The sequence below is a fragment of the Streptomyces sp. NPDC031064 genome (genome assembly GCF_055570965.1).
Map to the genome: position 1 here is coordinate 236,352 of NZ_JBVIGF010000004.1, position 20,433 is coordinate 256,784.

16 protein-coding genes and 2 tRNA genes are annotated in these 20,433 nt (G+C 71.4%); 15 read left to right on the plus strand and 3 right to left on the minus strand.

The window, feature by feature from the left end; genetic code table 11:
• The first annotated feature begins 59 nt into the window (after positions 1-59).
• From recF to ACZ46W_RS16445, 9 genes are all read left to right on the plus strand, one after another.
• Positions 60-1,178 (plus strand): DNA replication/repair protein RecF, encoded by a 1,119-nt coding sequence (gene recF, locus ACZ46W_RS16405; RefSeq protein ID WP_468337594.1) that lies wholly within the window; start codon positions 60-62, stop codon positions 1,176-1,178.
• Positions 1,179-1,204: 26 nt separating this feature from the next.
• The gene (locus ACZ46W_RS16410; RefSeq protein WP_468337597.1) at positions 1,205-1,765 is read left to right on the plus strand and encodes a DciA family protein; all 561 of its coding nucleotides are present in this window, start codon (positions 1,205-1,207) and stop codon (positions 1,763-1,765) included.
• Between the two features lie 704 nt (positions 1,766-2,469).
• Positions 2,470-4,542: a DNA topoisomerase (ATP-hydrolyzing) subunit B gene (gene gyrB, locus ACZ46W_RS16415; protein WP_468338769.1), complete on the plus strand. Its 2,073-nt coding sequence runs from the start codon at positions 2,470-2,472 to the stop codon at positions 4,540-4,542.
• A 41-nt stretch (positions 4,543-4,583) separates the two neighbouring features.
• Positions 4,584-7,313 (plus strand): DNA gyrase subunit A, encoded by a 2,730-nt coding sequence (gyrA, locus tag ACZ46W_RS16420; protein WP_468337600.1) that lies wholly within the window; start codon positions 4,584-4,586, stop codon positions 7,311-7,313.
• 3 nt (positions 7,314-7,316) lie between these two features.
• Complete coding sequence (locus tag ACZ46W_RS16425; RefSeq protein ID WP_468337603.1) at positions 7,317-7,931, plus strand: DUF3566 domain-containing protein; 615 nt, start codon at positions 7,317-7,319, stop codon at positions 7,929-7,931.
• Between the two features lie 70 nt (positions 7,932-8,001).
• Positions 8,002-8,075, plus strand: a tRNA-Ile gene (locus tag ACZ46W_RS16430).
• Positions 8,076-8,247: 172 nt separating this feature from the next.
• On the plus strand, positions 8,248-8,382 hold the full coding sequence (locus ACZ46W_RS16435) for a DLW-39 family protein (RefSeq protein ID WP_003958712.1): 135 nt from the start codon (positions 8,248-8,250) through the stop codon (positions 8,380-8,382).
• A 248-nt stretch (positions 8,383-8,630) separates the two neighbouring features.
• Positions 8,631-10,529, plus strand: coding sequence for a vWA domain-containing protein (locus tag ACZ46W_RS16440; protein WP_468337606.1), 1,899 nt, complete (start codon positions 8,631-8,633; stop codon positions 10,527-10,529).
• A 185-nt stretch (positions 10,530-10,714) separates the two neighbouring features.
• Complete coding sequence (locus ACZ46W_RS16445) at positions 10,715-12,064, plus strand: hypothetical protein (RefSeq protein ID WP_468338771.1); 1,350 nt, start codon at positions 10,715-10,717, stop codon at positions 12,062-12,064.
• Positions 12,065-12,082: 18 nt separating this feature from the next.
• Here the strand turns inward: ACZ46W_RS16445 and ACZ46W_RS16450 are convergent, their stop codons facing one another.
• Both ACZ46W_RS16450 and ACZ46W_RS16455 read right to left on the minus strand, forming a co-directional pair.
• Positions 12,083-13,516, minus strand: a complete 1,434-nt coding sequence (locus ACZ46W_RS16450; protein ID WP_468337609.1) for a serine/threonine protein kinase — start codon at positions 13,514-13,516, stop codon at positions 12,083-12,085.
• A 103-nt stretch (positions 13,517-13,619) separates the two neighbouring features.
• The gene (locus ACZ46W_RS16455; protein ID WP_126889538.1) at positions 13,620-14,168 is read right to left on the minus strand and encodes a helix-turn-helix domain-containing protein; all 549 of its coding nucleotides are present in this window, start codon (positions 14,166-14,168) and stop codon (positions 13,620-13,622) included.
• Between the two features lie 151 nt (positions 14,169-14,319).
• Here ACZ46W_RS16455 and ACZ46W_RS16460 point away from each other — a divergent pair.
• The 4 genes from ACZ46W_RS16460 to ACZ46W_RS16475 all read left to right on the plus strand — a co-directional run bounded on the left by ACZ46W_RS16460 (position 14,320) and on the right by ACZ46W_RS16475 (position 17,623).
• Positions 14,320-14,392 (plus strand) — tRNA-Ala (locus ACZ46W_RS16460).
• A 202-nt stretch (positions 14,393-14,594) separates the two neighbouring features.
• A complete protein-coding gene (locus tag ACZ46W_RS16465; RefSeq protein ID WP_468337613.1) occupies positions 14,595-16,124 on the plus strand; it encodes a hypothetical protein in 1,530 nt (509 codons plus the stop codon).
• A gap of 51 nt (positions 16,125-16,175) precedes the next feature.
• On the plus strand, positions 16,176-16,943 hold the full coding sequence (locus ACZ46W_RS16470) for a bestrophin-like domain (RefSeq protein WP_468337616.1): 768 nt from the start codon (positions 16,176-16,178) through the stop codon (positions 16,941-16,943).
• A 161-nt stretch (positions 16,944-17,104) separates the two neighbouring features.
• Positions 17,105-17,623: a DUF6344 domain-containing protein gene (locus tag ACZ46W_RS16475; protein ID WP_468337619.1), complete on the plus strand. Its 519-nt coding sequence runs from the start codon at positions 17,105-17,107 to the stop codon at positions 17,621-17,623.
• 82 nt (positions 17,624-17,705) lie between these two features.
• On the opposite strand, the gene ACZ46W_RS16480 is transcribed toward ACZ46W_RS16475, so the two are convergent.
• Positions 17,706-18,422: a DUF5324 family protein gene (locus ACZ46W_RS16480; protein ID WP_468337622.1), complete on the minus strand. Its 717-nt coding sequence runs from the start codon at positions 18,420-18,422 to the stop codon at positions 17,706-17,708.
• Between the two features lie 243 nt (positions 18,423-18,665).
• Here ACZ46W_RS16480 and ACZ46W_RS16485 point away from each other — a divergent pair, with 243 nt between their 5' ends.
• Together ACZ46W_RS16485 and ACZ46W_RS16490 are read left to right on the plus strand one after the other, a co-directional pair.
• On the plus strand, positions 18,666-19,199 hold the full coding sequence (locus tag ACZ46W_RS16485; RefSeq protein ID WP_468337625.1) for a peptidylprolyl isomerase: 534 nt from the start codon (positions 18,666-18,668) through the stop codon (positions 19,197-19,199).
• Between the two features lie 132 nt (positions 19,200-19,331).
• The gene (locus ACZ46W_RS16490) at positions 19,332-20,195 is read left to right on the plus strand and encodes a rhomboid family intramembrane serine protease (RefSeq protein ID WP_468337628.1); all 864 of its coding nucleotides are present in this window, start codon (positions 19,332-19,334) and stop codon (positions 20,193-20,195) included.
• Positions 20,196-20,433 lie beyond the last annotated feature (238 nt).

The following is a 20,433-nucleotide window of genomic DNA, read 5'->3' on the forward strand; positions in this document are numbered from 1 at the left end:
CATCCACAGGCTGTGCACGACGGTGCACGGCCCATGCCGGGGGAAGGTCGGCGCACACCATGCACGTCACGCATCTGTCGCTGGCCGACTTCCGCTCGTACGCCCGGGTCGAGGTCCCTCTCGATCCGGGCGTCAGCGTCTTCGTGGGCGCCAACGGACAGGGCAAGACGAACCTGGTCGAGGCCGTCGGGTACCTGGCGACGCTCGGCAGCCACCGGGTGTCGTCCGACGCGCCCCTGGTGCGCATGGGCGCCGAGCGGGCGATCATCCGGGCGGCGGTGCGGCAGGGCGACCGGTCGCAGCTCGTCGAGCTGGAGCTCAACCCGGGGCGGGCGAACCGGGCCCGCATCAACAGGTCCTCGCAGGTCAGGCCGCGCGATGTGCTGGGGATCGTCCGGACGGTGCTGTTCGCGCCGGAGGACCTGGCGCTGGTGAAGGGCGACCCGGGGGAGCGGCGGCGCTTCCTGGACGAGCTGATCACCGCGCGGTCGCCCCGGATGGCGGGCGTGCGGTCGGACTACGACCGGGTGCTCAGGCAGCGGAACACGCTGCTCAAATCCGCCGCCATGGCACGGCGGCACGGCGGCCGCTCCATGGACCTGTCCACGCTGGACGTGTGGGACCAGCACCTCGCCCGGGCCGGGGCGGAGCTGCTGGCGCAGCGCCTCGACTTGGTCGCGACGCTCCAGCCGCTGGCGGACAAGGCGTACGAGCAGTTGGCACCGGGGGGCGGGCCGGTGGCGCTGGAGTACAAGGGTGCCGTGCCCGGGGCGCACGGCCGCGAGGCCCTGTACGAGGGGCTGCTCGCAGCGCTGGCGGAGGTGCGCAAGCAGGAGATCGAGCGCGGCGTCACGCTGGTGGGCCCCCACCGTGACGACCTGGTGCTCAAACTGGGCGAGCTGCCGGCGAAGGGGTACGCCAGCCATGGCGAGTCCTGGTCGTACGCGCTGGCGCTGCGGCTGGCCTCGTACGACCTGCTCCGCTCCGAGGGCAACGAGCCCGTGCTCGTGCTCGACGACGTGTTCGCGGAGCTGGACGCCCGTCGCCGGGAGCGGCTGGCGGAGCTGGTCGCGCCGGGCGAGCAGGTGATGGTGACGGCGGCGGTCGACGACGATGTGCCGGGTGTGCTGGCGGGGACGCGGTACGGGGTGTCGGAGGGGTCGGTGGAGCGGCTGTGACGGACGCACGTCTTCCGGAACCGTCGGTGCCTGGGTCTTCGGTGCCTGGGCCGCCGGTGCCTGGACCTTCAGTGCCTGAGCCGTCCGGTGTCGACCTGGCGCGGGTCGCGCTGCGCGCGGCCAAGGAGCAGGCGAAGGCGCGGGGCGCGGCGGCGCAGCAGAAGAAGCAGGCCCGGCGGGGCGGCGGGCTGCGCTCGGGCGCACGCGCGGACGGGCGGGATCCGCTGCCGCTGGGCGCCGCGATCAACCGGCTGATCACCGAGCGCGGGTGGGAGACCCCGGCTGCCGTGGGCGGCGTGATGGGGCGGTGGCCGCAGATCGTCGGCGAGGACCTGGCCAAGCACTGCGTGCCGCTGCGTTACGACGAGGACCCGGAGGAGCGGGTGCTCACGGTGCAGTGCGACTCGACCGCGTGGGCCACGCAGTTGCGTCTGCTGGCTCCGCGGCTGGTGGCGCGGCTGAACGAGGACCTGGGGCAGGGAACGGTCCGGCTGATCAAGGTCTTGGGTCCGGGCGCGCCCCGGCGGGGGTACGGCGGTCCGCTGCGGGCGCCGGGGAGTACGGGGCCGGGCGACACGTACGGCTGACGCGGGGGCGTTTTCCGGGGCGGGGCGGCGCGGGTACGGGGGCGGTTTTTCTCCCCCACCCCGCCCCTTCCCGAAACCGGGGGCTCCGCCCCCGGACCCCCTGACGGGGGCGTTCACGTGGCGGCTGACGCCCCCACCCCCTGGGGCGCGGCAGCTCCGCGCCGCGCGGGCCCCGGCTCCCCGGGATGCGGCCCGCCCGACGGGAGCCCAACCCGATACGGCGCCCCGCCGGACCGAGCCGCCCGGGGCAGCCCCGCCAGACCCCGCCGCCGGGGCCACCCCTGCCCCCGCACCCCGCGTCGAGGCACCGCGCCACCGGCGTGCCCCCGGCCCCCGCACCCCGCCTCCAGGCGCCGCGCGCCCCCGCACCCCGCGTCCAGGCGCCCCGCCCCCGGAGTACCCGACACCCCCCACCCCGCGGCGAGGCGACGCGCGCAGCTCTCCCGACCGGGGGGTCGGGTGAGGTGGTCGTCACCGTTGCTGGAGGTTGACAGGCCGAAGCGCTGAGTGGCGGTGTGAGGCTCTTGAAGCCCCTTCCCGGATATGGGGAGTCGGTCGGCGCCGGTTCAGGGCGGCACATGCGGACTCAGGCACCGGCAAGCCCCCATTAATGTCAGTGCTACCGGTAGACTGGTAGGTAATCCCGCCCACTGCGGAACATGTCGAACGACGCAGCCGCTCCCGCATGCCCGGAGAGACGGCTTGTGCTGTGCCAGAAAGGGCGCTTCGTGGCCGATTCCGGCAACCCCAACGAGAACATTCCGTCCACTGCTGCCGGCGAGAACGGCGAGGTCACCGCCTCGTACGACGCCAGCGCGATCACCGTCCTCGAGGGTCTGGACGCGGTCCGCAAGCGGCCCGGCATGTACATCGGGTCGACCGGCGAGCGTGGACTTCACCACCTGGTGTACGAGGTCGTCGACAACTCCGTCGACGAGGCCCTGGCCGGGCACGCGGACACCATCGACGTCACCATCCTCGCGGACGGCGGCGTCAAGGTCGTGGACAACGGACGCGGTATCCCCGTCGACATCCACCCCGTCGAGAAGAAGCCGGCCGTCGAGGTCGTGCTCACCGTCCTGCACGCGGGCGGCAAGTTCGGCGGCGGCGGCTACGCCGTCTCCGGCGGTCTGCACGGCGTCGGTGTGTCCGTCGTCAACGCCCTGTCGTCCCGGGTCTCCGTCGAGATCAAGCGGGACGGGTACCGCTGGACCCAGGACTACAAGCTCGGTGTGCCCACCGCCCCGCTCGCCAAGCACGAGGCGGTCGAGGACTCCGGTACGTCGGTGACCTTCTGGGCCGACGGGGACATCTTCGAGACGACCGAGTACTCCTTCGAGACGCTGTCGCGCCGCTTCCAGGAGATGGCGTTCCTCAACAAGGGCCTGCGCATCTCGCTGACCGACGAGCGCGAGTCGGCGAAGGCGACCATGAACGCCGACGACCCCGACGCCGCCGAGACGGCCGTCGAGGCGCCCGCGCGGACCGTCTCGTACCACTACGAAGGCGGCATCGTCGACTTCGTCAAGTACCTCAACTCGCGCAAGGGCGAGCTCATCCACCCCACGGTCATCTCGGTCGAGTCCGAGGACAAGGAGCGGATGCTCTCGGTCGAGATCGCGATGCAGTGGAACTCGCAGTACACGGAGGGCGTGTACTCCTTCGCGAACACCATCCACACCCACGAGGGCGGTACGCACGAAGAGGGCTTCCGCGCCGCGCTCACGGGCCTGGTGAACCGGTACGCGCGCGACAAGAAGCTGCTGCGCGAGAAGGACGACAACCTCACGGGTGAGGACATCCGCGAGGGTCTGACGGCGATCATCTCCGTCAAGCTCGGCGAGCCCCAGTTCGAGGGCCAGACCAAGACCAAGCTGGGCAACACCGAGGCCAAGACCTTCGTCCAGAAGGTCGTGCACGAGCACCTCAGCGACTGGTTCGACCGCAACCCGAACGAGGCCGCCGACATCGTCCGCAAGGCGATCCAGGCCGCCACGGCGCGCGTCGCCGCCCGCAAGGCGCGCGACCTGACCCGCCGCAAGGGGCTGCTGGAGTCGGCCTCCCTGCCGGGCAAGCTGTCGGACTGCCAGTCCAACGACCCGGCCAAGTGCGAGATCTTCATCGTCGAGGGTGACTCCGCCGGTGGTAGCGCGAAGTCCGGCCGTAACCCGGAGTTCCAGGCCATCCTGCCCATCCGAGGCAAGATCCTGAACGTCGAGAAGGCGCGGATCGACAAGATCCTCCAGAACACCGAGGTCCAGGCGCTTATCTCCGCCTTCGGCACCGGTGTGCACGAGGACTTCGACATCGAGAAGCTCCGCTATCACAAGATCATCCTGATGGCGGACGCCGACGTCGACGGCCAGCACATCAACACCCTGCTGCTGACCTTCCTCTTCCGCTTCATGCGGCCGCTGGTCGAGGCCGGGCACGTCTACCTGTCCCGCCCCCCGCTCTACAAGATCAAGTGGGGCCGGGAGGACTTCGAGTACGCGTACTCGGACCGCGAGCGCGACGCGCTCGTCGAGCTCGGCAAGCAGAACGGCAAGCGCATCCGCGAGGACTCCATCCAGCGCTTCAAGGGTCTGGGCGAGATGAACGCCGAGGAGCTGCGCATCACCACCATGGACCAGGACCACCGGGTGCTCGGCCAGGTCACGCTGGACGACGCTGCCCAGGCCGACGACCTGTTCTCGGTGCTGATGGGCGAGGACGTGGAGGCGCGGCGCTCGTTCATCCAGCGCAACGCCAAGGACGTCCGCTTCCTCGACATCTGAGTCGGTCCGAGCTGACCGTACGAAAGGACTGAAGACCAGCAATGGCCGACGAGAACACCCCTGACACTCCCGACGCTCCCGACACCCCTTCCACCCCGGTCGCCGTGACGCCCGAGGAGGAGCCCGCGGTCCCCGGTGTGGGCCTCCGTGTCGAGCCCGTCGGGCTCGAGACCGAGATGCAGCGCTCGTACCTCGACTACGCGATGTCCGTCATCGTGTCGCGTGCGCTGCCCGACGTCCGCGACGGCCTCAAGCCCGTCCACCGCCGCGTGCTCTACGCGATGTACGACGGCGGGTACCGGCCCGAGAAGGGCTTCTACAAGTGCGCCCGCGTCGTCGGCGACGTCATGGGTACGTACCACCCGCACGGCGACACCTCCATCTACGACGCCCTGGTCCGGCTGGCCCAGCCGTGGTCGATGCGCATGCCGCTGGTGGACTCCAACGGAAACTTCGGCTCCCCGGGCAACGACCCGGCCGCCGCCATGCGGTACACCGAGTGCAAGATGGCGCCGCTGTCCATGGAGATGCTCCGGGACATCGACGAGGAGACCGTCGACTTCCAGGACAACTACGACGGCCGCAACCAGGAGCCGACGGTCCTGCCGTCCCGGTTCCCGAACCTGCTGGTCAACGGCTCGGCCGGCATCGCGGTCGGTATGGCGACCAACATCCCGCCGCACAACCTGCGCGAGGTCGCGGCCGGTGCCCAGTGGGCGCTGGAGCACCCCGAGGCCACCCACGAGGAGCTCCTGGACGCGCTGATCGAGCGCATCAAGGGTCCCGACTTCCCGACCGGCGCCCTCGTCGTCGGCCGCAAGGGCATCGAGGAGGCGTACCGCACCGGGCGCGGCTCCATCACCATGCGCGCGGTCGTCGAGGTCGAGGAGATCCAGAACCGCCAGTGCCTGGTGGTCACGGAGCTGCCCTACCAGGTCAACCCGGACAACCTCGCCCAGAAGATCGCCGACCTCGTCAAGGACGGCAAGATCGGCGGCATCGCCGACGTCCGTGACGAAACGTCGTCGCGCACCGGTCAGCGGCTCGTCATCGTCCTCAAGCGGGACGCGGTCGCCAAGGTCGTCCTCAACAACCTCTACAAGCACACCGACCTCCAGACCAACTTCGGCGCCAACATGCTGGCGCTCGTCGACGGCGTGCCGCGCACGCTCTCGCTGGACGCGTTCATCCGCCACTGGGTGACGCACCAGATCGAGGTCATCGTCCGGCGTACGAGGTTCCGCCTGCGCAAGGCCGAGGAGCGGGCGCACATCCTGCGCGGTCTGCTCAAGGCGCTGGACGCGATCGACGAGGTCATCGCGCTGATCCGGCGCAGCGACACGGTCGAGGTGGCGCGCGAGGGCCTGATGGGCCTGCTCCAGATCGACGAGATCCAGGCCAACGCCATCCTGGAGATGCAGCTCCGCCGCCTGGCCGCCCTGGAGCGCCAGAAGATCGTCGCCGAGCACGACGAGCTCCAGGCCAAGATCAACGAGTACAACGAGATCCTGGCCTCCGAGTCCCGTCAGCGCCAGATCGTCAGCGAGGAGCTCGCCGCGCTCGTCGAGAAGTTCGGCGACGACCGCCGCTCCAAGCTGGTGCCCTTCGACGGCGACATGTCCATCGAGGACCTGATCGCCGAGGAGGACATCGTCGTCACGATCACGCGTGGCGGCTATGTGAAGCGTACGAAGACGGACGACTACCGCTCGCAGAAGCGCGGCGGCAAGGGCGTGCGCGGTACGAAGCTGAAGGAAGACGACATCGTCGACCACTTCTTCGTCTCGACCACGCACCACTGGCTGCTGTTCTTCACCAACAAGGGCCGGGTCTACCGGGCCAAGGCGTACGAGCTGCCGGACGCCGGCCGTGACGCGCGCGGGCAGCACGTCGCCAACCTGCTGGCCTTCCAGCCGGACGAGCAGATCGCCGAGATCCTCGCGATCCGCGACTACGAGGCCGCGCCCTACCTGGTGCTCGCCACCAAGGCCGGCCTGGTGAAGAAGACGTCCCTGAAGGACTACGACTCCCCCCGCTCGGGCGGCGTCATCGCGATCAACCTCCGCGAGACGGAGGACGGCAGCGACGACGAGCTGATCGGCGCGGAGCTGGTCTCGGCGGAGGACGATCTGCTGCTCATCAGCAAGAAGGCGCAATCGATCCGATTCACCGCGACGGACGAAGCGCTGCGCCCGATGGGCCGTGCGACCTCGGGCGTCAAGGGCATGAGCTTCCGCGAAGGCGACGAGCTGCTCTCGATGAATGTGGTCCGGCCCGGTACGTTCGTGTTCACCGCGACGGACGGCGGGTACGCGAAGCGGACCGCCGTCGACGAGTACCGCGTCCAGGGTCGTGGCGGCCTCGGCATCAAGGCTGCCAAGATCGTGGAGGACCGTGGCTCGCTCGTCGGCGCGCTGGTGGTCGAGGAGACGGACGAGATCCTGGCCATCACGCTGTCCGGTGGTGTGATTCGTACGCGAGTCAACGAAGTCAGGGAGACGGGCCGTGACACCATGGGCGTCCAACTGATCAACCTGGGCAAGCGCGATGCCGTCGTCGGCATCGCTCGCAACGCCGAGGCCGGTCGCGAGGCCGAAGAGGTCGAAGGGGCCGACGGGATCGACGGGCCTGACGACATCGACGGGACCGACGTGACCGATGTGACGGACGTGACCGCAGAGGTCGGAGACACCGAGGCTGCCGCCGCAAGCGGTGCCGCGGCCGGGACAGCCGAGGGCACGGAGCCCTCGGCCGGGGAGCACGAGGAGTAGAGCGTGAGTAAGGCCACGGGCGCCGGATCGGCCGCTTCCGGAACGAACGGTGCCCGTGGCCCTGCCACGGACTCCCAGGGGGTTACGGTGACGACGTACGACGACGGCCCACTGCCCGCCGAGCGGCCCGCATCCGGGCAGCAGACGGGCCAGCCGTACCACCCGCCGCAGGCGTACGCCCCCCAGGGCGGCGGCACCTCGGGCGGTACGGTGCGCCGGCCGCGTACGGGGGCGAAGACGACGCCCCGCACGCGCAAGGCACGACTGCGGGTGGCCAAGGCCGACCCGTGGTCGGTGATGAAGGTCAGCTTCCTGCTCTCCATCGCGCTGGGCATCTGCACGGTGGTGGCGGCCGCGGTGCTGTGGATGGTCATGGACGCGATGGGCGTCTTCTCGACCGTCGGCGGCACGATCAGCGAGGCCACGGGTTCCAATGAGAGCAATGGCTTCGACCTCCAGGCGTTCCTGTCGCTGCCGCGCGTGCTGATCTTCACCTCGGTGATCGCGGTCATCGACGTGGTTCTGGCCACGGCTCTCGCGACGCTGGGTGCCTTCATCTACAACCTGTCGGCCGGGTTCGTGGGCGGTGTCGAGCTCACGCTGGCCGAGGACGAATAGCGGATTTGGGTACTCGCCGCTCCGTGCGCTAATCTTCAGAGGTCAGCGCGGGCGGCGAGCCCGGCGCGGAGGGGCTATAGCTCAGTTGGTTAGAGCGCATCCCTGATAAGGATGAGGCCACAGGTTCAAATCCTGTTAGCCCCACAGCAACGATCGGCCCGGCGGAGATTCTCTCCGCCGGGCCGATCGCTTTCGCGGCCGATCACCCGGCGCGGGGAGTGAGTTGGGCGGGACGTAGGTCACCGATCGGTATCGGTCGGTGTGTATAGTCGGGCGCCAGAAGGTCTCCTACGTCAACGAAAGACGAGGTCGCGCGGTGAAGAAGCTTCTCCTGGTCGCACTGGCCGCCATCGGCGGGCTCCTCGTGTACCGCCAGATCCAGGCGGATCGCGCCGAGCAGGATCTGTGGACGGAGGCGACCGACTCCGTGCCCGCAGGTTCCGGTGTGTGAGACACCAAGCACGCAGTCTGCGTACGGGCCCCGGCCGCTGTAAGAGCGGCCGGGGCCCTTTGCTGTCCGGCCGCTGTCCGCCACCGGCTGTCCGCCACCCGCTGTCCGGCCCGCTGTTCGGCTGGGGGTGTGTCCGGGTGTTGCCGTACCGTGACACAGAGTCCCTTGAGTTCACCTCCGCAAATCACTAGCTTGCGAGAGCAAAGGTGAATGATCTCGGTCAGTGATCTGGGTCAGGGGGGCGTCGAGTGAGAAGACGTGTGTGGGGGGCGGGCGTTCTGCTGGGTCTCCTCGCCGGCACGCTGCCGGCCACGGGGCCGGCGGGCGCGGTGGTGCGAGAGCCTGCCGATGGGGAGGCCGACGGCGGGGGCGGGGCGCTGGTGATGGTGCTCGACTCGTCGGGGTCCATGGCGGACGACGACGGCTCCGGGCGCACCCGGATGGAGGCCGCACGCGAAGCCGTCGCGACCGTGGTGGACGGCCTGCCGGACGGCTACCCGACGGGCCTGCGGGTGTACGGGGCGGACCGGCCGAAGGGCTGCACGGACACCCGGCTCGTCCAGCCCGTGCGGACGTTGGACCGGGCGGCGCTCAAGCGGGCCGTGACGGCCGTACAGCCCAAGGGGGACACGCCCATCGGGCTGTCGTTGCGCAAGGCGGCCCAGGATCTGCCCCGGTCGGCGGGCGGGGCGGCCGGGGTGGGGACGATCCTGTTGGTCTCCGACGGCGAGGACAACTGCGGGGACCCGAAGCCCTGCGAGGTGGCCCGGCAACTCGCCCGCGAAGGAGTCGGGCTCCGCGTCGACACCGTTGGATTCCAGGTCCGGGGCGCGGCGCGGGAGGAGCTGGAGTGCGTCGCCGAGGCGGGAGGCGGCCGCTACTACGACGCGCCCGACGCCAAGGCGCTCGCCCGCCAGTTGGAGCGGGCCTCGCAGCTCTCGGCGGACGGCTACCGGCTGCGGGGCAAGCGGGTGGCGGGCACCCCGGGCACGGGCGGTGCCCCCGGACTCGTACCGGGCCAGTACCTGGACACCATCGGGCCCGGGGAGAAGCGGCACTACGCGGTGGACCTGGACGCCGCGTCCACCGTGGAGTTCTCGGCGACGGCCGTGCCGCAGCCCGGGGCGGCGGTCGACACGTTCGACGCACTGCGTACCAGCATCGCGTACGACACCGACAGCGCCTGCGTGACGGACACCGAGATGTTCCACCAGCAGGAAGGCGCGGCCCCGCTGACCTCCGCCAGCGCGCGCGTGCCGTCGGAGAGCGGCAACGGGAGCTGCGACAGGGCGGGGCGCTACTGGCTCGTCGTGGAGCGGGTGAGCAAGCCGGACTCGGACGCGGGGCGCTGGCCGCTGGAGCTGACGTACGGGGTGGAGGCGCCGCTGCCGAAGGGCGTGACGCCGGCCCAGTCGCGGCCCGACTACGGCAAGGGCGACGCGGACGCCGCCCTGCCGGCCGGCGATCCCAGGGACGTCCGGGGCGGCACCGGCTTCAACGACGCCCGGCGGATCGGCCGGGGCGTGTGGCGGGACCGGATCCTGCCGGCGCAGACGCTCTGGTACAAGGTGCCGGTCGGCTGGGGACAGCAGCTCCGCTACGACGTCGAGTTCGCCAACGAGCCGACGGCGGGCTCCGGTTCGTCCGCCATGTCGTACGGCGCCACCCAGGTCTACACGCCCGCCAGGCACCCGGTGGGCGGCGGCACGGGCGAGTTCACCGCCCGGGCCGTGTACACGGGCCGGCCCGCCCTGCTGAGCATGGGTACGGTGCCGGTCGCCTGGACCAACCGGTACGAGAACCATCCCAACGTCATCCCCGTCCACAGCAAGGGCGACTTCTACATCGCGGTCACGCTCGGCGCGGAGGCCGCCGAAATCGCCCGCCACGCGCGCGTGGGGGTTGTTCTGAGGGTGGCCGTCCTGGGCGACGAGGTGGCCGGTCCGCAGCACGGGGCGCCTGCCGTGGCCGCGGACAAGGGGGACGATTCGGCCGGGCGCGCAGACAGCGACGGGACGGGCGGGGCAGGATGGACCGGCCCTGTGGTCGCCGCGGCGGTGGGCGCCGCGGTCGTCCTGATCGCGGGTGCCGTGCTCGTACTGGTGCGGCGCAGGGCGGCCACGGAGAGGACGAGGAGAAGCGCGTGATCAGGCGGAGGGGCGGCGGGGCCGGCCGGGCGGTGTCGGCCGCGTCGGCGGTACTGGCGACGGTGTGCGCGACGGTAGGTGCGACGGCGGCACTGCCGGACCACCAGGCATGGGCGGCTCAGGCTCAGGGCGGTGGCGTCCGGGCGGACGCGGTGCGGGCGGACGCGGTGCGGGCGGGCGCGGGCATGGAGGGGGGTCTGCGGACCGCCGGTGCTGCCGGTGCCGCCGGTGTCGTCGCGAAGGCGGCGGCGACGTCCGGTGGTTACGTCTTCGCGGACGGCATCAAGGAGATCCGTGGCGCGGCGACCACGAGCGACGCTCCCCAACTAGCGGCGGGCGGCGCGTACAAGGACACCATCAAGGGCGGCGCCAAGCTCATCTACCGCGTGGACCTGGACGCGAAGACGAACGCGTACGTCTCGGCCGTCGCCGTGCCGAAGCCCGGCACCCAGGTCGGCACCTTCGACGGCCTGGAGGTGTCCCTCCAGGACCGGAACGGCTACGACTGCAGTTCCAACGAGGCCCGTTTCGGTTCCGCCGAGTTTCCCCGGCCCATCGCGGCCTACGCACACCGGACGATGGAGCGGGACAGCAGTTCCTGCCAGGAGGCCGGCGCGTACTACGTCGTCGTCGAGCGCAGCAGCAAGGCGACCTCCACCCCCGAGGCGTGGGAGCTGGAGATCCGGCACGAGCTGGAGCCCAGGCTGAAGGCGGAGGGCCCGACCGCGGCACCCGAGAACTGGCCCAGCGCCTCGCCCCCGGCACCGGCCGGCGGGCCCCGGGAGCGGTCCGGTGGTGCGGGCTTCTTCGACGCCACCGGCCTTACGGAGGGCGAGTGGACGGACCGGATCGAGCCCGGCCAGTCGCTCTTCTACCGGGTACCGGTGGACTGGGGGCAGCAGATCTTCGCCAGCGCCGACCTCGGCAGTTCCTCCGGGCGCGGTTTCGTGGGCGGCGCACTGGACATGACGTTGTTCAACCCGATGCAGGGCGTGGTGACGAGCGCCAGCTCGGTCTCGTACGACGGCGAGCAGAAGTCCGCCGACCTCGAACCGCTGCCGCCGGTGAAGTACGAGAACCGGTTCGACTCCAGCTCCAAGTTCGAGAACATGCGTTTCGCCGGCTGGTACTACCTGCGCGTCAGCCTGAGCCCGAAGGTCGGGGAGGAGTTCGGGAAGAAGCCGTACGGGCTGACGCTGCGGATCAACGTGAAGGGCACGCCCAAGGCGGCGCCGGCGTACGACGGGCCGGCCGGGATCTTCGCCGTCACGGAGGCGGACAAGGACGCGGCGGCGAACGGCCAGAGCGGCCCGGAGGCGGAGAAGAGCGGCACGATGCAACTGGTCGCCGCGGCCGGTATCGGGGCCGGGACGGTGCTCGTGCTGGGGCTGGTCGCCTGGACGCTGCTGGCGCGGCGGCGCGCGGCCGCGGCGGCTGGGCCGGCCGGGGTGGCTGGGCCGGCCGGGGTGGCCGCGGTTCCCGGGGACACGGGGGACACCGGGCCGACGCAGTACGGGCCGCCCACGGCCTGGTGAGCGCGGTGGCGGGCGGGCTCAGGCCTGGGTGAGCGCCCAGAACCCGACCGCGAAGCAGACCAGGGCCACGATCAGCACCGGGACCGTCACCTTCGGGGGCGGTCCCGGTCGCTTCCGCGCGGGCAGGTTGGCCTGTGTCCCGGCGGTTCCGGCGGGAACGTGCGGGGCGTGGCCGGTGTACTGACGCGTGGGGGTGGACGCGTACGGCACGGCGGCGGTCCGGGCGTGGGGGAGGTCCGGCGCGGCGGCGTGATGGGGGGCGGCCGGGGGCGCGTGGACCGGGGCGGTGACGGGCGTGGCGGGAGCGGCCGGCGGGGCGGGGGATGCCTGCGGTGCCTGCGGTGCCAGCGGTGCCTGCGGTGCGGCCGCGGGCTGGGGCGGCGGCGTCGGCTGTGCGTGTGGCTGTGCGTGTGGCTGTGCGTGTGGCTGGGGCTGCGGAGCGGAGTGCTGCGGCGGCGGGGCCAGGTGGAAGCTGCCCGTCTCCGACGGGGCCGGCGGCCGAGACGGCCGGCGGTCGTCCGGTACGGGCGCCTGGGCCGGGGTGGTCGGGTCCAGGGTGGTCCCGGGCGGCGTCACCGGGCCCTCGGGGCCGAAACCGGCCGGGAGCGGCCCGATCTGGTCGAAGACCTCCACCGGCTCCTCGTCGGCCGCCGGGTCCGGCAGCATCTCGACCGCGGACGTCAGCGCCTTGCGCGCACCCGTGGCCGTACGGAACCGGGCCCCAGGATCGGGCTGCAACAGGCCCGCGAGGACCTGCCACAGCGGCTCCGGAATGCCTTGCGGGGCACTGGGCGTGCCGTGGGCCGCGAAGTACTCGATCAGCGCCTGGGAGTCGGGCTTCTGACCCTGCAACAGATAAAGGGCGACCAGCCCGACCGCGAACAGGTCGGCCGGGAAGTCCGGCTCCGCGCCCATCATCTGCTCGGGCGCGAAGTAACCGGGCGTACCCACCACGTAGTTGGTCTCGGTCAGCCGGGGCTCGCCCTTGCGCATGGAGATGCCGAAGTCCGACAGCCGCAGATGCGGCCGGCCGGTCCCCGTCGCCTCCAGCAGGATGTTGGCCGGCTTGATGTCGCGGTGCACGACCCCCTCCGCGTGCACCGCGGCCAGTCCGGACAGGAGCTGGTCGAGCAGGGTGCACACGAACCGGGGCGGCAGCGGGCCGTAGTCACCGATGACGTGCGCCAGCGACCCGCCGGTCACCAGGTCCATGGTGAACAGGACCTTGTCGTCGTCCGCGGCCCAACTGGCCGGGGCGAGGACGTGCGGGTGGTCGATCCTCAGCGCCTGCTCGCGGACGAAGCGCAGCAGCGTGTGCGCGTCGCTCTGCTGAAGGACCTTGGCCGCCACGTACCGCCGCCGACGGTGGTCCCAGGCACGCCAGACGGCGCCGACACCACCACGTCCGATCGGGTCGATCAGCTCGTACCGACCGGCGAAGACCTCACCCATTGCGCTGCGTCCGCTCCCAGTTCCCTGTTCGGCTTCCCAGTTCGGCTCCCCGGTGGGCCCCGGTGGACCCCCGGTGGGCTTCCCTGTTCGGAGCCTGCTTCGATCAGCTCTGGTGCGACTCGTAGTGCGCGACCGCGTCCGCGGTGCGCCCGGCGCCGTACACCCGGAGGAACTCTGCCAGTTCGGGGTGGGTCGGGGCGAGGGAATCGGCGGCGTCGATGATGTCACCGGCGGCCGCGACCGAGCGCAGCAGCGACTGGATCTCCCGGACGACCCGGCGCACGGTCGGCGCACCGGAGCTGGCCGTCGTCTGGCTGGTGCCCGTGAGGACCGAGCCGCCCTGGGACTTCTTGATCTCGTCCATCCGGTCGGTGGCCTCGACCGCGCTGACGCTGCCGTCGGCGACCTGCCCGGCCAGCTCCTGAAGGGCCTGGACGCGCTGGACCACGGCCGGGTTGCCGATCTTGGCCCGCTGGCCGCTCATCAACTGGGACAGCATCGGAGCAGACAGCCCGAGCACCGCGGCGAGACGGGCCTGGTTCAGACCCAGATCGTCGATGAGCCTACGGAAGAGCGCCCCCAACGGCTCCCCGTACCAACTGCGCTGAAGCTCTCTGGCTCTGGCGGTGGCTTCCTGCTGTGCTGCGTCCATTGCGTCTCCCCATCGCTTCGGTTCGCTGCTGCGAACCTCGTCCAGCATCTTACGGAGAGTGGTCGCCGACCGGGAGTCCCAAACCTTTTGCGGGGCACCCCCGGGCACCCGGTACTCTGGTCTGCGGCACGCGCCGCTCGGCGGCCGTCCCGGGGCCTTAGCTCAGTTGGTAGAGCGCTGTCTTTGCATGGCAGATGTCAGGGGTTCGACTCCCCTAGGCTCCACGTCTCACATGCCCCTCGACCTGTGGAAACACGGTCGGGGGGCATTTTTCGCGGGGTGGCCCGGCAGCGCCCTTTGTCCGCCATCGCGGTGCACTCCCGCACGGACAGCGCAATAGCCGGGCCCTCGGCTTTCCGGCCCCTCCTGCCTGACGGACGCTGGCCACAGTCCGGGCACACCCGAGGACCGGAAGGGACCCCCTGGATGGCGGTCAGGCGTATCACCCGTACCAGAACACTCATTCTCTCCGCCGGAGTCCTGCTCCTGCTGGCCCACGCGGGCGGCTGGCCGGTGGCCTCCCGGCCTCCGCAGGCGGCCGCCGACGGAGTGGGGCGTTCGGCACTCGTCCTGACGGTCACCGTCAACAAGAAGGCACCGCGGCGGGCGGAACGCATCGGCATCCGGGTGGGCCACCCGGTGGTCAAGCGGTACCGGCTGACCAACCGTTCGGGCGCCGACCTGCACCGCGTCACGCTCACCGACCCGTCCGTACCGAGGAACGCGCTGCGCTGCCCGCGCGGGCAGGGTTTCTGGATGCGCGGGCTGAGCTCCGTCACCTGTACGGCGCGCTTCAGCGCCGCACCGGGACGGCACACGGCCACCGCCCGGGCCCGCGCCGAGATCCCCTCGCTCGGCCTGCGCCCCACGGCCTCCGCCCGGGCCGGCTACCAGGGCGTGGCCGGCGCACTCGCGCTCGCCGTCGCCGTCCGGGACGCCGTGGCGCCCCACGCGGTCGTCCGGTACACGATCACGAACCCCGGCAACCGCACGGTGCACGGCGCACGGCTCGTCGACCCGGGCCTGGGCGGTCCCCCCGTCGACTGCGCGGGCCGCCCGGGGCCGCCGCAGGCGCTCGAACCCGGCGCCGTCGCGGTGTGCGTCGCGCGGTTGAACGGCCTCCGGCCCGGGACCTACCGCAGCGCCCCCGAAGTACGCGGCAGCGACCGGCTGTTCACCCTTGGCCCGTCGTGCGGGCGGCTCGTCCCGCCCCCGGCGCTGGTCGCGCGGGCGGCCGCCCCGTTCGTGGTGCGCCCCCGCCCGGTACCGCCGCCCCCGCCCCCGAGGGCGGTGCCGCCGCCGGGTGGAGGGCCGGGCGGGGCGAGCGGTGGCGTTGCCGGTGGTGCCGGTGGTGCTGGAGGCGGTGCGGGTGGTGCAGGGGGCGGGGTTGGTGGTGCCGGGGGTGGGGTCGGCGGTGCCGGTGGAGGTGGTGCCGGAGGTGCCGGAGGTGCCGGAGGTGCTGTCGCGGGGGCCGGCGCTGCCGGGGCGGGCGCTGCGGGCGCCGGCGCCGGCAGCGCCGGCGCCCCCGGCGCCGGTGGCGCTGCCGTCGGTCTGCCGGCCGCGCCGGGCGCCCTCGGCGTGCCCGCCCCCGGGGCGGGAGCCGCCGCCGGACCGGGCGCCGGTGCGGCCGGAGCCGCCGGAGCCGCCGTTCCGCCCGGCGGCCTCGCGCCCGGCCTCGTACCGGGGACCGGCGCCGGCGCCGGAACAGGCCCAGGCACCGGCACCGGGACTGGCGCCGGAACAGGCACCGCGACCGGTGCCTCGTCGGGCGTCGGGGCCAGGCCGCCCGCCGGGAGGCGCGACTCCCGGACCGCCGACAGCCCCCAGCGCCGGGGCCTGACCGCGCGGGCGCAGGGGACGTACCGGCGGGACGACTCGGTCAGCCCGGCCGTGTTCCTGCTGCTGCTCTTCCTGCCGGCGGCCGCCCTCGTCGTGCTGGCGAGCCGTCGCCTTTGACCCAGTGGGACCGGGATGTGACCAGGGTGTGACCGGAGAGGAGGACAGGTCGTGGAGCACGTGATCGGGACGCTGGCCATCGGGCTGCTCGCCGCTCTGGTCGCCGCCGCCGCCGTCGTCGGCTGGCGTCACTTCCACCCCGCCGAGGCGGACGAGGAGGAGGGCGGCGAGGAAGTGGCCGAGTACATGTCGATGATGATCGCCCTGCTGTACGCGCTGCTCCTGGGCCTCGCCCTGGTCTCCGTCTGGGAACTGCGGAGCGACGCCGAGACCCACACGTCCACCGAGGCGGGCGCGCTGCACCAGATGACCGTCCTCGCCGAGGGCCTGCCACCGGCCCAGAAGGTACGCATCGAGGCGGTGGCCGAGCGCTACGCGGCCCACGTCGTCCAGGGCGAATGGCCGAGGCTCGACGACCGCGGTCCGCTCGCCGAACCCGGCTGGTCACTGGTGCGGCAACTGCGTGCCGTGTCGGCGGCTCCCCCCAAGGCGACGCCGTCCCAGGAGGTGACGGCCCTGGAACTGCTCGGTCAGCTCAGCGCGCTCGACGATGCCCGGCGCGGTCGCGAGGCGGTCTCCCAGGAGACGCTGTCACCGATCCTGTGGGCCGGGATCTTCGTCGGGGCGGTCCTCTCGGTCGGCATGCTGTTCTTCTTCGGCATCGGGCGCAGCCCGGGGCAGCTCATGATGGCGATGGGCATGGTCGTGCTGACCGTCTTCCTGGGGCTCCTCATCCATTACCTCTCCACGCCCTTCGGGGAGGTCATGGGCGTCAGCCCGGACCCGTTCACGCGCTATTTCCCGACGGCGGCCGCGTAGGTCCGCAAGCCGGAGTGGGCCGTACGGGTGGTGTTCATCGGAAGATCTGCGCAGCGGCGGCGTCGCTCCCCGGGTTCCCGAGATGCGTACACATCATGAGAAAGGTATGTAGATCGCCCAACCCGAAAGCCAGCGCAAAGCCAACCCGAAAGCGAGGAGCCATGGCCGCAGTCAAGGTCACGCGCAACGTCGCGCACTTCTGGACCGCCTTCTTCTCTCTCCTGTCCGCGATCCTCCCCGCGATCCTCTCCGCCCTCGGCCTGAAGCGCACGCCGAGCGCCGCCATTACGGTGTACGCCGACGAGCCCGCGACCGCGACCGGCCAGGTCACCACCGGCCAGGCCGCCACCGGCCGGACCGCCACCGGCCACGGCGCGCCCGCCGAGGCCGTCACGACCAGGGGCGCTTCTCCTGCCGTCCCCGCACCACGCTGCTTCGCACCGGCGTGGATGCCCGGCGTCCACGTACGGTCCCTGCCGCCGACCATCAAGCAGCGCATCCGCGCCGAGGCGCACGGGACCTCGCCCTCCGTACGCCACTTGCCCGCTCAGGCCGCTCGGTCCGCCCGGACCGCCAGGCCCGCTCAGGCCGCTCGGCCCACCCAGCCGACCGGCACGCGGAAGGACCTGGCCGATGTGACCGACCAGGTCCACCTCACCGACCTCGCGCTCGCCGCCTAGTGGCCAGCGACCAGCGATCCGATCAGTGATCAGCGATCAGCGATCAGCGATCAATGATCAATGATCAATGATCAGCGGCCGCCTAGCGACGCTCGTCGTCCGTGCCCGTGTCCGTGCCCGTGTCGGCATCGGCTTCGGCCTCTGCCTGCTTGGCCTCCACCTCGGGGTCGAGTGAAGCCGGACCCGTACCGTCGACGGAGGTCAGCGGAGTGCGCTCGGAGACCTCGGTGGGAGCCGGGGGTTCGACCAGCCAGTCCGGGTTGGCCTGCTTGTCCCACCACTTCCAGGCGGCGAAGGCGCCGCCGGCCAGAATCCCGAAGACCGCGAGCTTCTTGGTGAGGCGTCCGGCCTTGGCCCGACGCTCGTGTTTCCTGATGATCCTCTGAATGTCCTTCGCCGTCACCTGACCGCGCATGGCGGCCACGGCGGCGGCAGAGCGGGCCATTGCCCGCTCGCGTACGGGCTGGGCGGCTGCGACCGCCTGCTCCACCCGCGGCATGGTGTAGTCCGCTGCCTGCCGTGCGGCCTGACGGGTCCGGACCGCGGCGCGATGCGCGGCCTCGTCGACCCTCGGCGGCACATGTGGCGCGACACGCGTGTCGTACTGAACACGCGCCTGCGTACGGGCCTGATGCGCGGCCTTCGAGACCTTGGGCGCGACCCTCACACGCGCCTCCTGCGCGTAGTGCGCGGCTGTGTCCTTCGCCGTTTCGGCGTAGGGCGCCACCACTTCCGCGGCGTGCCGCACGCTGTCCTTTGCCGAGCTGGTCGCGGCGCGCACGCTTTCCTTGCGGGTCACGGGATCCTCCTCCTCGGTGGCGGGGTCGGTATTCGCCTTTCCGTCCTTTTTGAAATCATGCCTGCCGGGATTCCGGTCGGCATGCGGGACGGGGGCATCCGGGGCAATGCAGTGCAACTCCGACGGTGTCACGGTTCGCCCTGTCGCGCGGCGCTTCGGCGAGGACTGGCCCACCTTTCTTCGCGGAGGGCTCTTCCGTGCGAGGATCGGTAGACGTCAGAGCAGACTTACGGAAGGCACATCGTGGCCGAGCAGCTTTACGCCACCCTGAAGACCAACCACGGCGACATCGAGATCCGGCTCTTCCCGGACCACGCGCCGAAGACGGTCCGGAACTTCGTCGAGCTCGCCAAGGGCGAGCGCGAGTGGACGCACCCGGCGACGGGGAAGAAGTCCACCGACCGCCTCTACGACGGCACGGTCTTCCACCGGGTCATCAGCGGCTTCATGATCCAGGGCGGCGACCCGCTGGGCAACGGCACCGGCGGCCCGGGCTACGAGTTCGGTGACGAGTTCCACCCCGAGCTCTCCTTCAACAAGCCGTACCTGCTGGCGATGGCCAACGCCGGCCCGGGCACCAACGGTTCGCAGTTCTTCATCACCGTCGCCCCCACCACGTGGCTGACCGGCAAGCACACGATCTTCGGCGAGGTCGCCAACGACGCGAGCAAGAAGGTCGTGGACGCCATCGCGAGCACCCAGACCAACCCGCGCACCGACCGCCCGGTGAACGAGGTCGCCATCGAGTCCGTCGTGATCGAGTCCCGCAAGGCCTGATCCCGGGCCCGGCTCCGCGGCCCGCCGGCCACAGGAGAGCCGTGGGGAACCTTTCCGCCTCGTCCATCCGTAAGGATGGACGAGGCGTTTTGTGCGTGACGGACGGACGACGAAGCCGACGAGGGGATCCCCATGGAGCAGGCGCAGATGCCGGGCTGCTACCGCCACCCCGGCAAGGAGACGGGGATCCGCTGCACGCGCTGCGAGCGGCCCATCTGTTCCGACTGCATGGTGGACGCGTCGGTCGGCTTCCAGTGCCCGGAGTGTGTACGCGGTGGGTCCGGCACCGGGCACTCGCGCACGGCCAACCACCCGCGCACCATCGCGGGCGGCAGGATCACCAACGGCCACCCCCACCTGGTCACCCACGTCCTCATCGGCCTCAACCTGCTCGTCTTCCTCCTGGGCAGGCTGAACCCGGCCCTCATCGACGAGATGGTGCTCATCGGGTTCGCCTTCGACCCCGATCTCGGCCGGGTGGTCGGAGTCGCGGACGGCGAGTGGTACCGGCTGGTGACGTCGATGTTCCTGCACGAGGCGATCTGGCACATCGCCGGCAACATGCTGCTGCTGTGGCTGCTCGGCGGCGCCCTGGAGGCGGAGCTCGGGCGCGCCCGGTACGTGACGCTCTACCTGTTGTCCGGGCTGGCCGGAAGCGCCTTCACCTATCTGATCGCGGCGGGGAACCAGGGCTCGCTGGGTGCCTCGGGCGCCATCTACGGCCTGCTCGGCGCCACCGTCGTCCTCGTACGCCGGCTCAGGCAGGACATGCGGCCCATCATGGCGCTGGTCGTGTTCAACCTGGTGATCACCTTCGCCCGGGAGGGGATCGCCTGGGAGGCGCACATCGGCGGACTGATCGCCGGTGTGGTCATCGCGTACGCCATGGTCAACGGCACCCGCGAGCGGCGCGCGCTGATCCAGGGGGCGGCCTGTGCGCTCGTCCTCGGACTGACGCTGGTGACCGTGTTTCTGAGGACCGCCGCGCTCACCTGAGCGCCGATGGGGCGCTGATTGTCCCCACCGTTGTCCACAGCATGTGTTCGATCTTGCGCATCGCGTGGGGAACACCTGTGCCCCTCGCCCCTGACCTGGGGATTCGCGGGAGGGGCAAGGGACGGGCCGGTCTGTGGGAATCGGCGGGCGCAGTCACATCGGCGTCAACTCGATGCAAGTTATCCACAGATCGTCTGACCTTTTCCACCCGCTGTGCACAACGCTGTGGATAACTCAG

Excerpts from the sequence above, each read along its gene's own strand:
- recF (WP_468337594.1), top strand. The coding sequence starts at position 60 with ATGCACGTCACGCATCTGTCGCTGGCCGACTTCCGCTCGTACGCCCGG.
- gyrA (WP_468337600.1), top strand. The coding sequence starts at position 4,584 with ATGGCCGACGAGAACACCCCTGACACTCCCGACGCTCCCGACACCCCT.
- ACZ46W_RS16445 (WP_468338771.1), top strand. The coding sequence starts at position 10,715 with ATGGAGGGGGGTCTGCGGACCGCCGGTGCTGCCGGTGCCGCCGGTGTC.
- ACZ46W_RS16450 (WP_468337609.1), bottom strand. The coding sequence starts at position 13,516 with ATGGGTGAGGTCTTCGCCGGTCGGTACGAGCTGATCGACCCGATCGGA.
- ACZ46W_RS16455 (WP_126889538.1), bottom strand. The coding sequence starts at position 14,168 with ATGGACGCAGCACAGCAGGAAGCCACCGCCAGAGCCAGAGAGCTTCAG.
- ACZ46W_RS16465 (WP_468337613.1), top strand. The coding sequence starts at position 14,595 with ATGGCGGTCAGGCGTATCACCCGTACCAGAACACTCATTCTCTCCGCC.
- ACZ46W_RS16475 (WP_468337619.1), top strand. The coding sequence starts at position 17,105 with ATGGCCGCAGTCAAGGTCACGCGCAACGTCGCGCACTTCTGGACCGCC.
- ACZ46W_RS16490 (WP_468337628.1), top strand. The coding sequence starts at position 19,332 with ATGGAGCAGGCGCAGATGCCGGGCTGCTACCGCCACCCCGGCAAGGAG.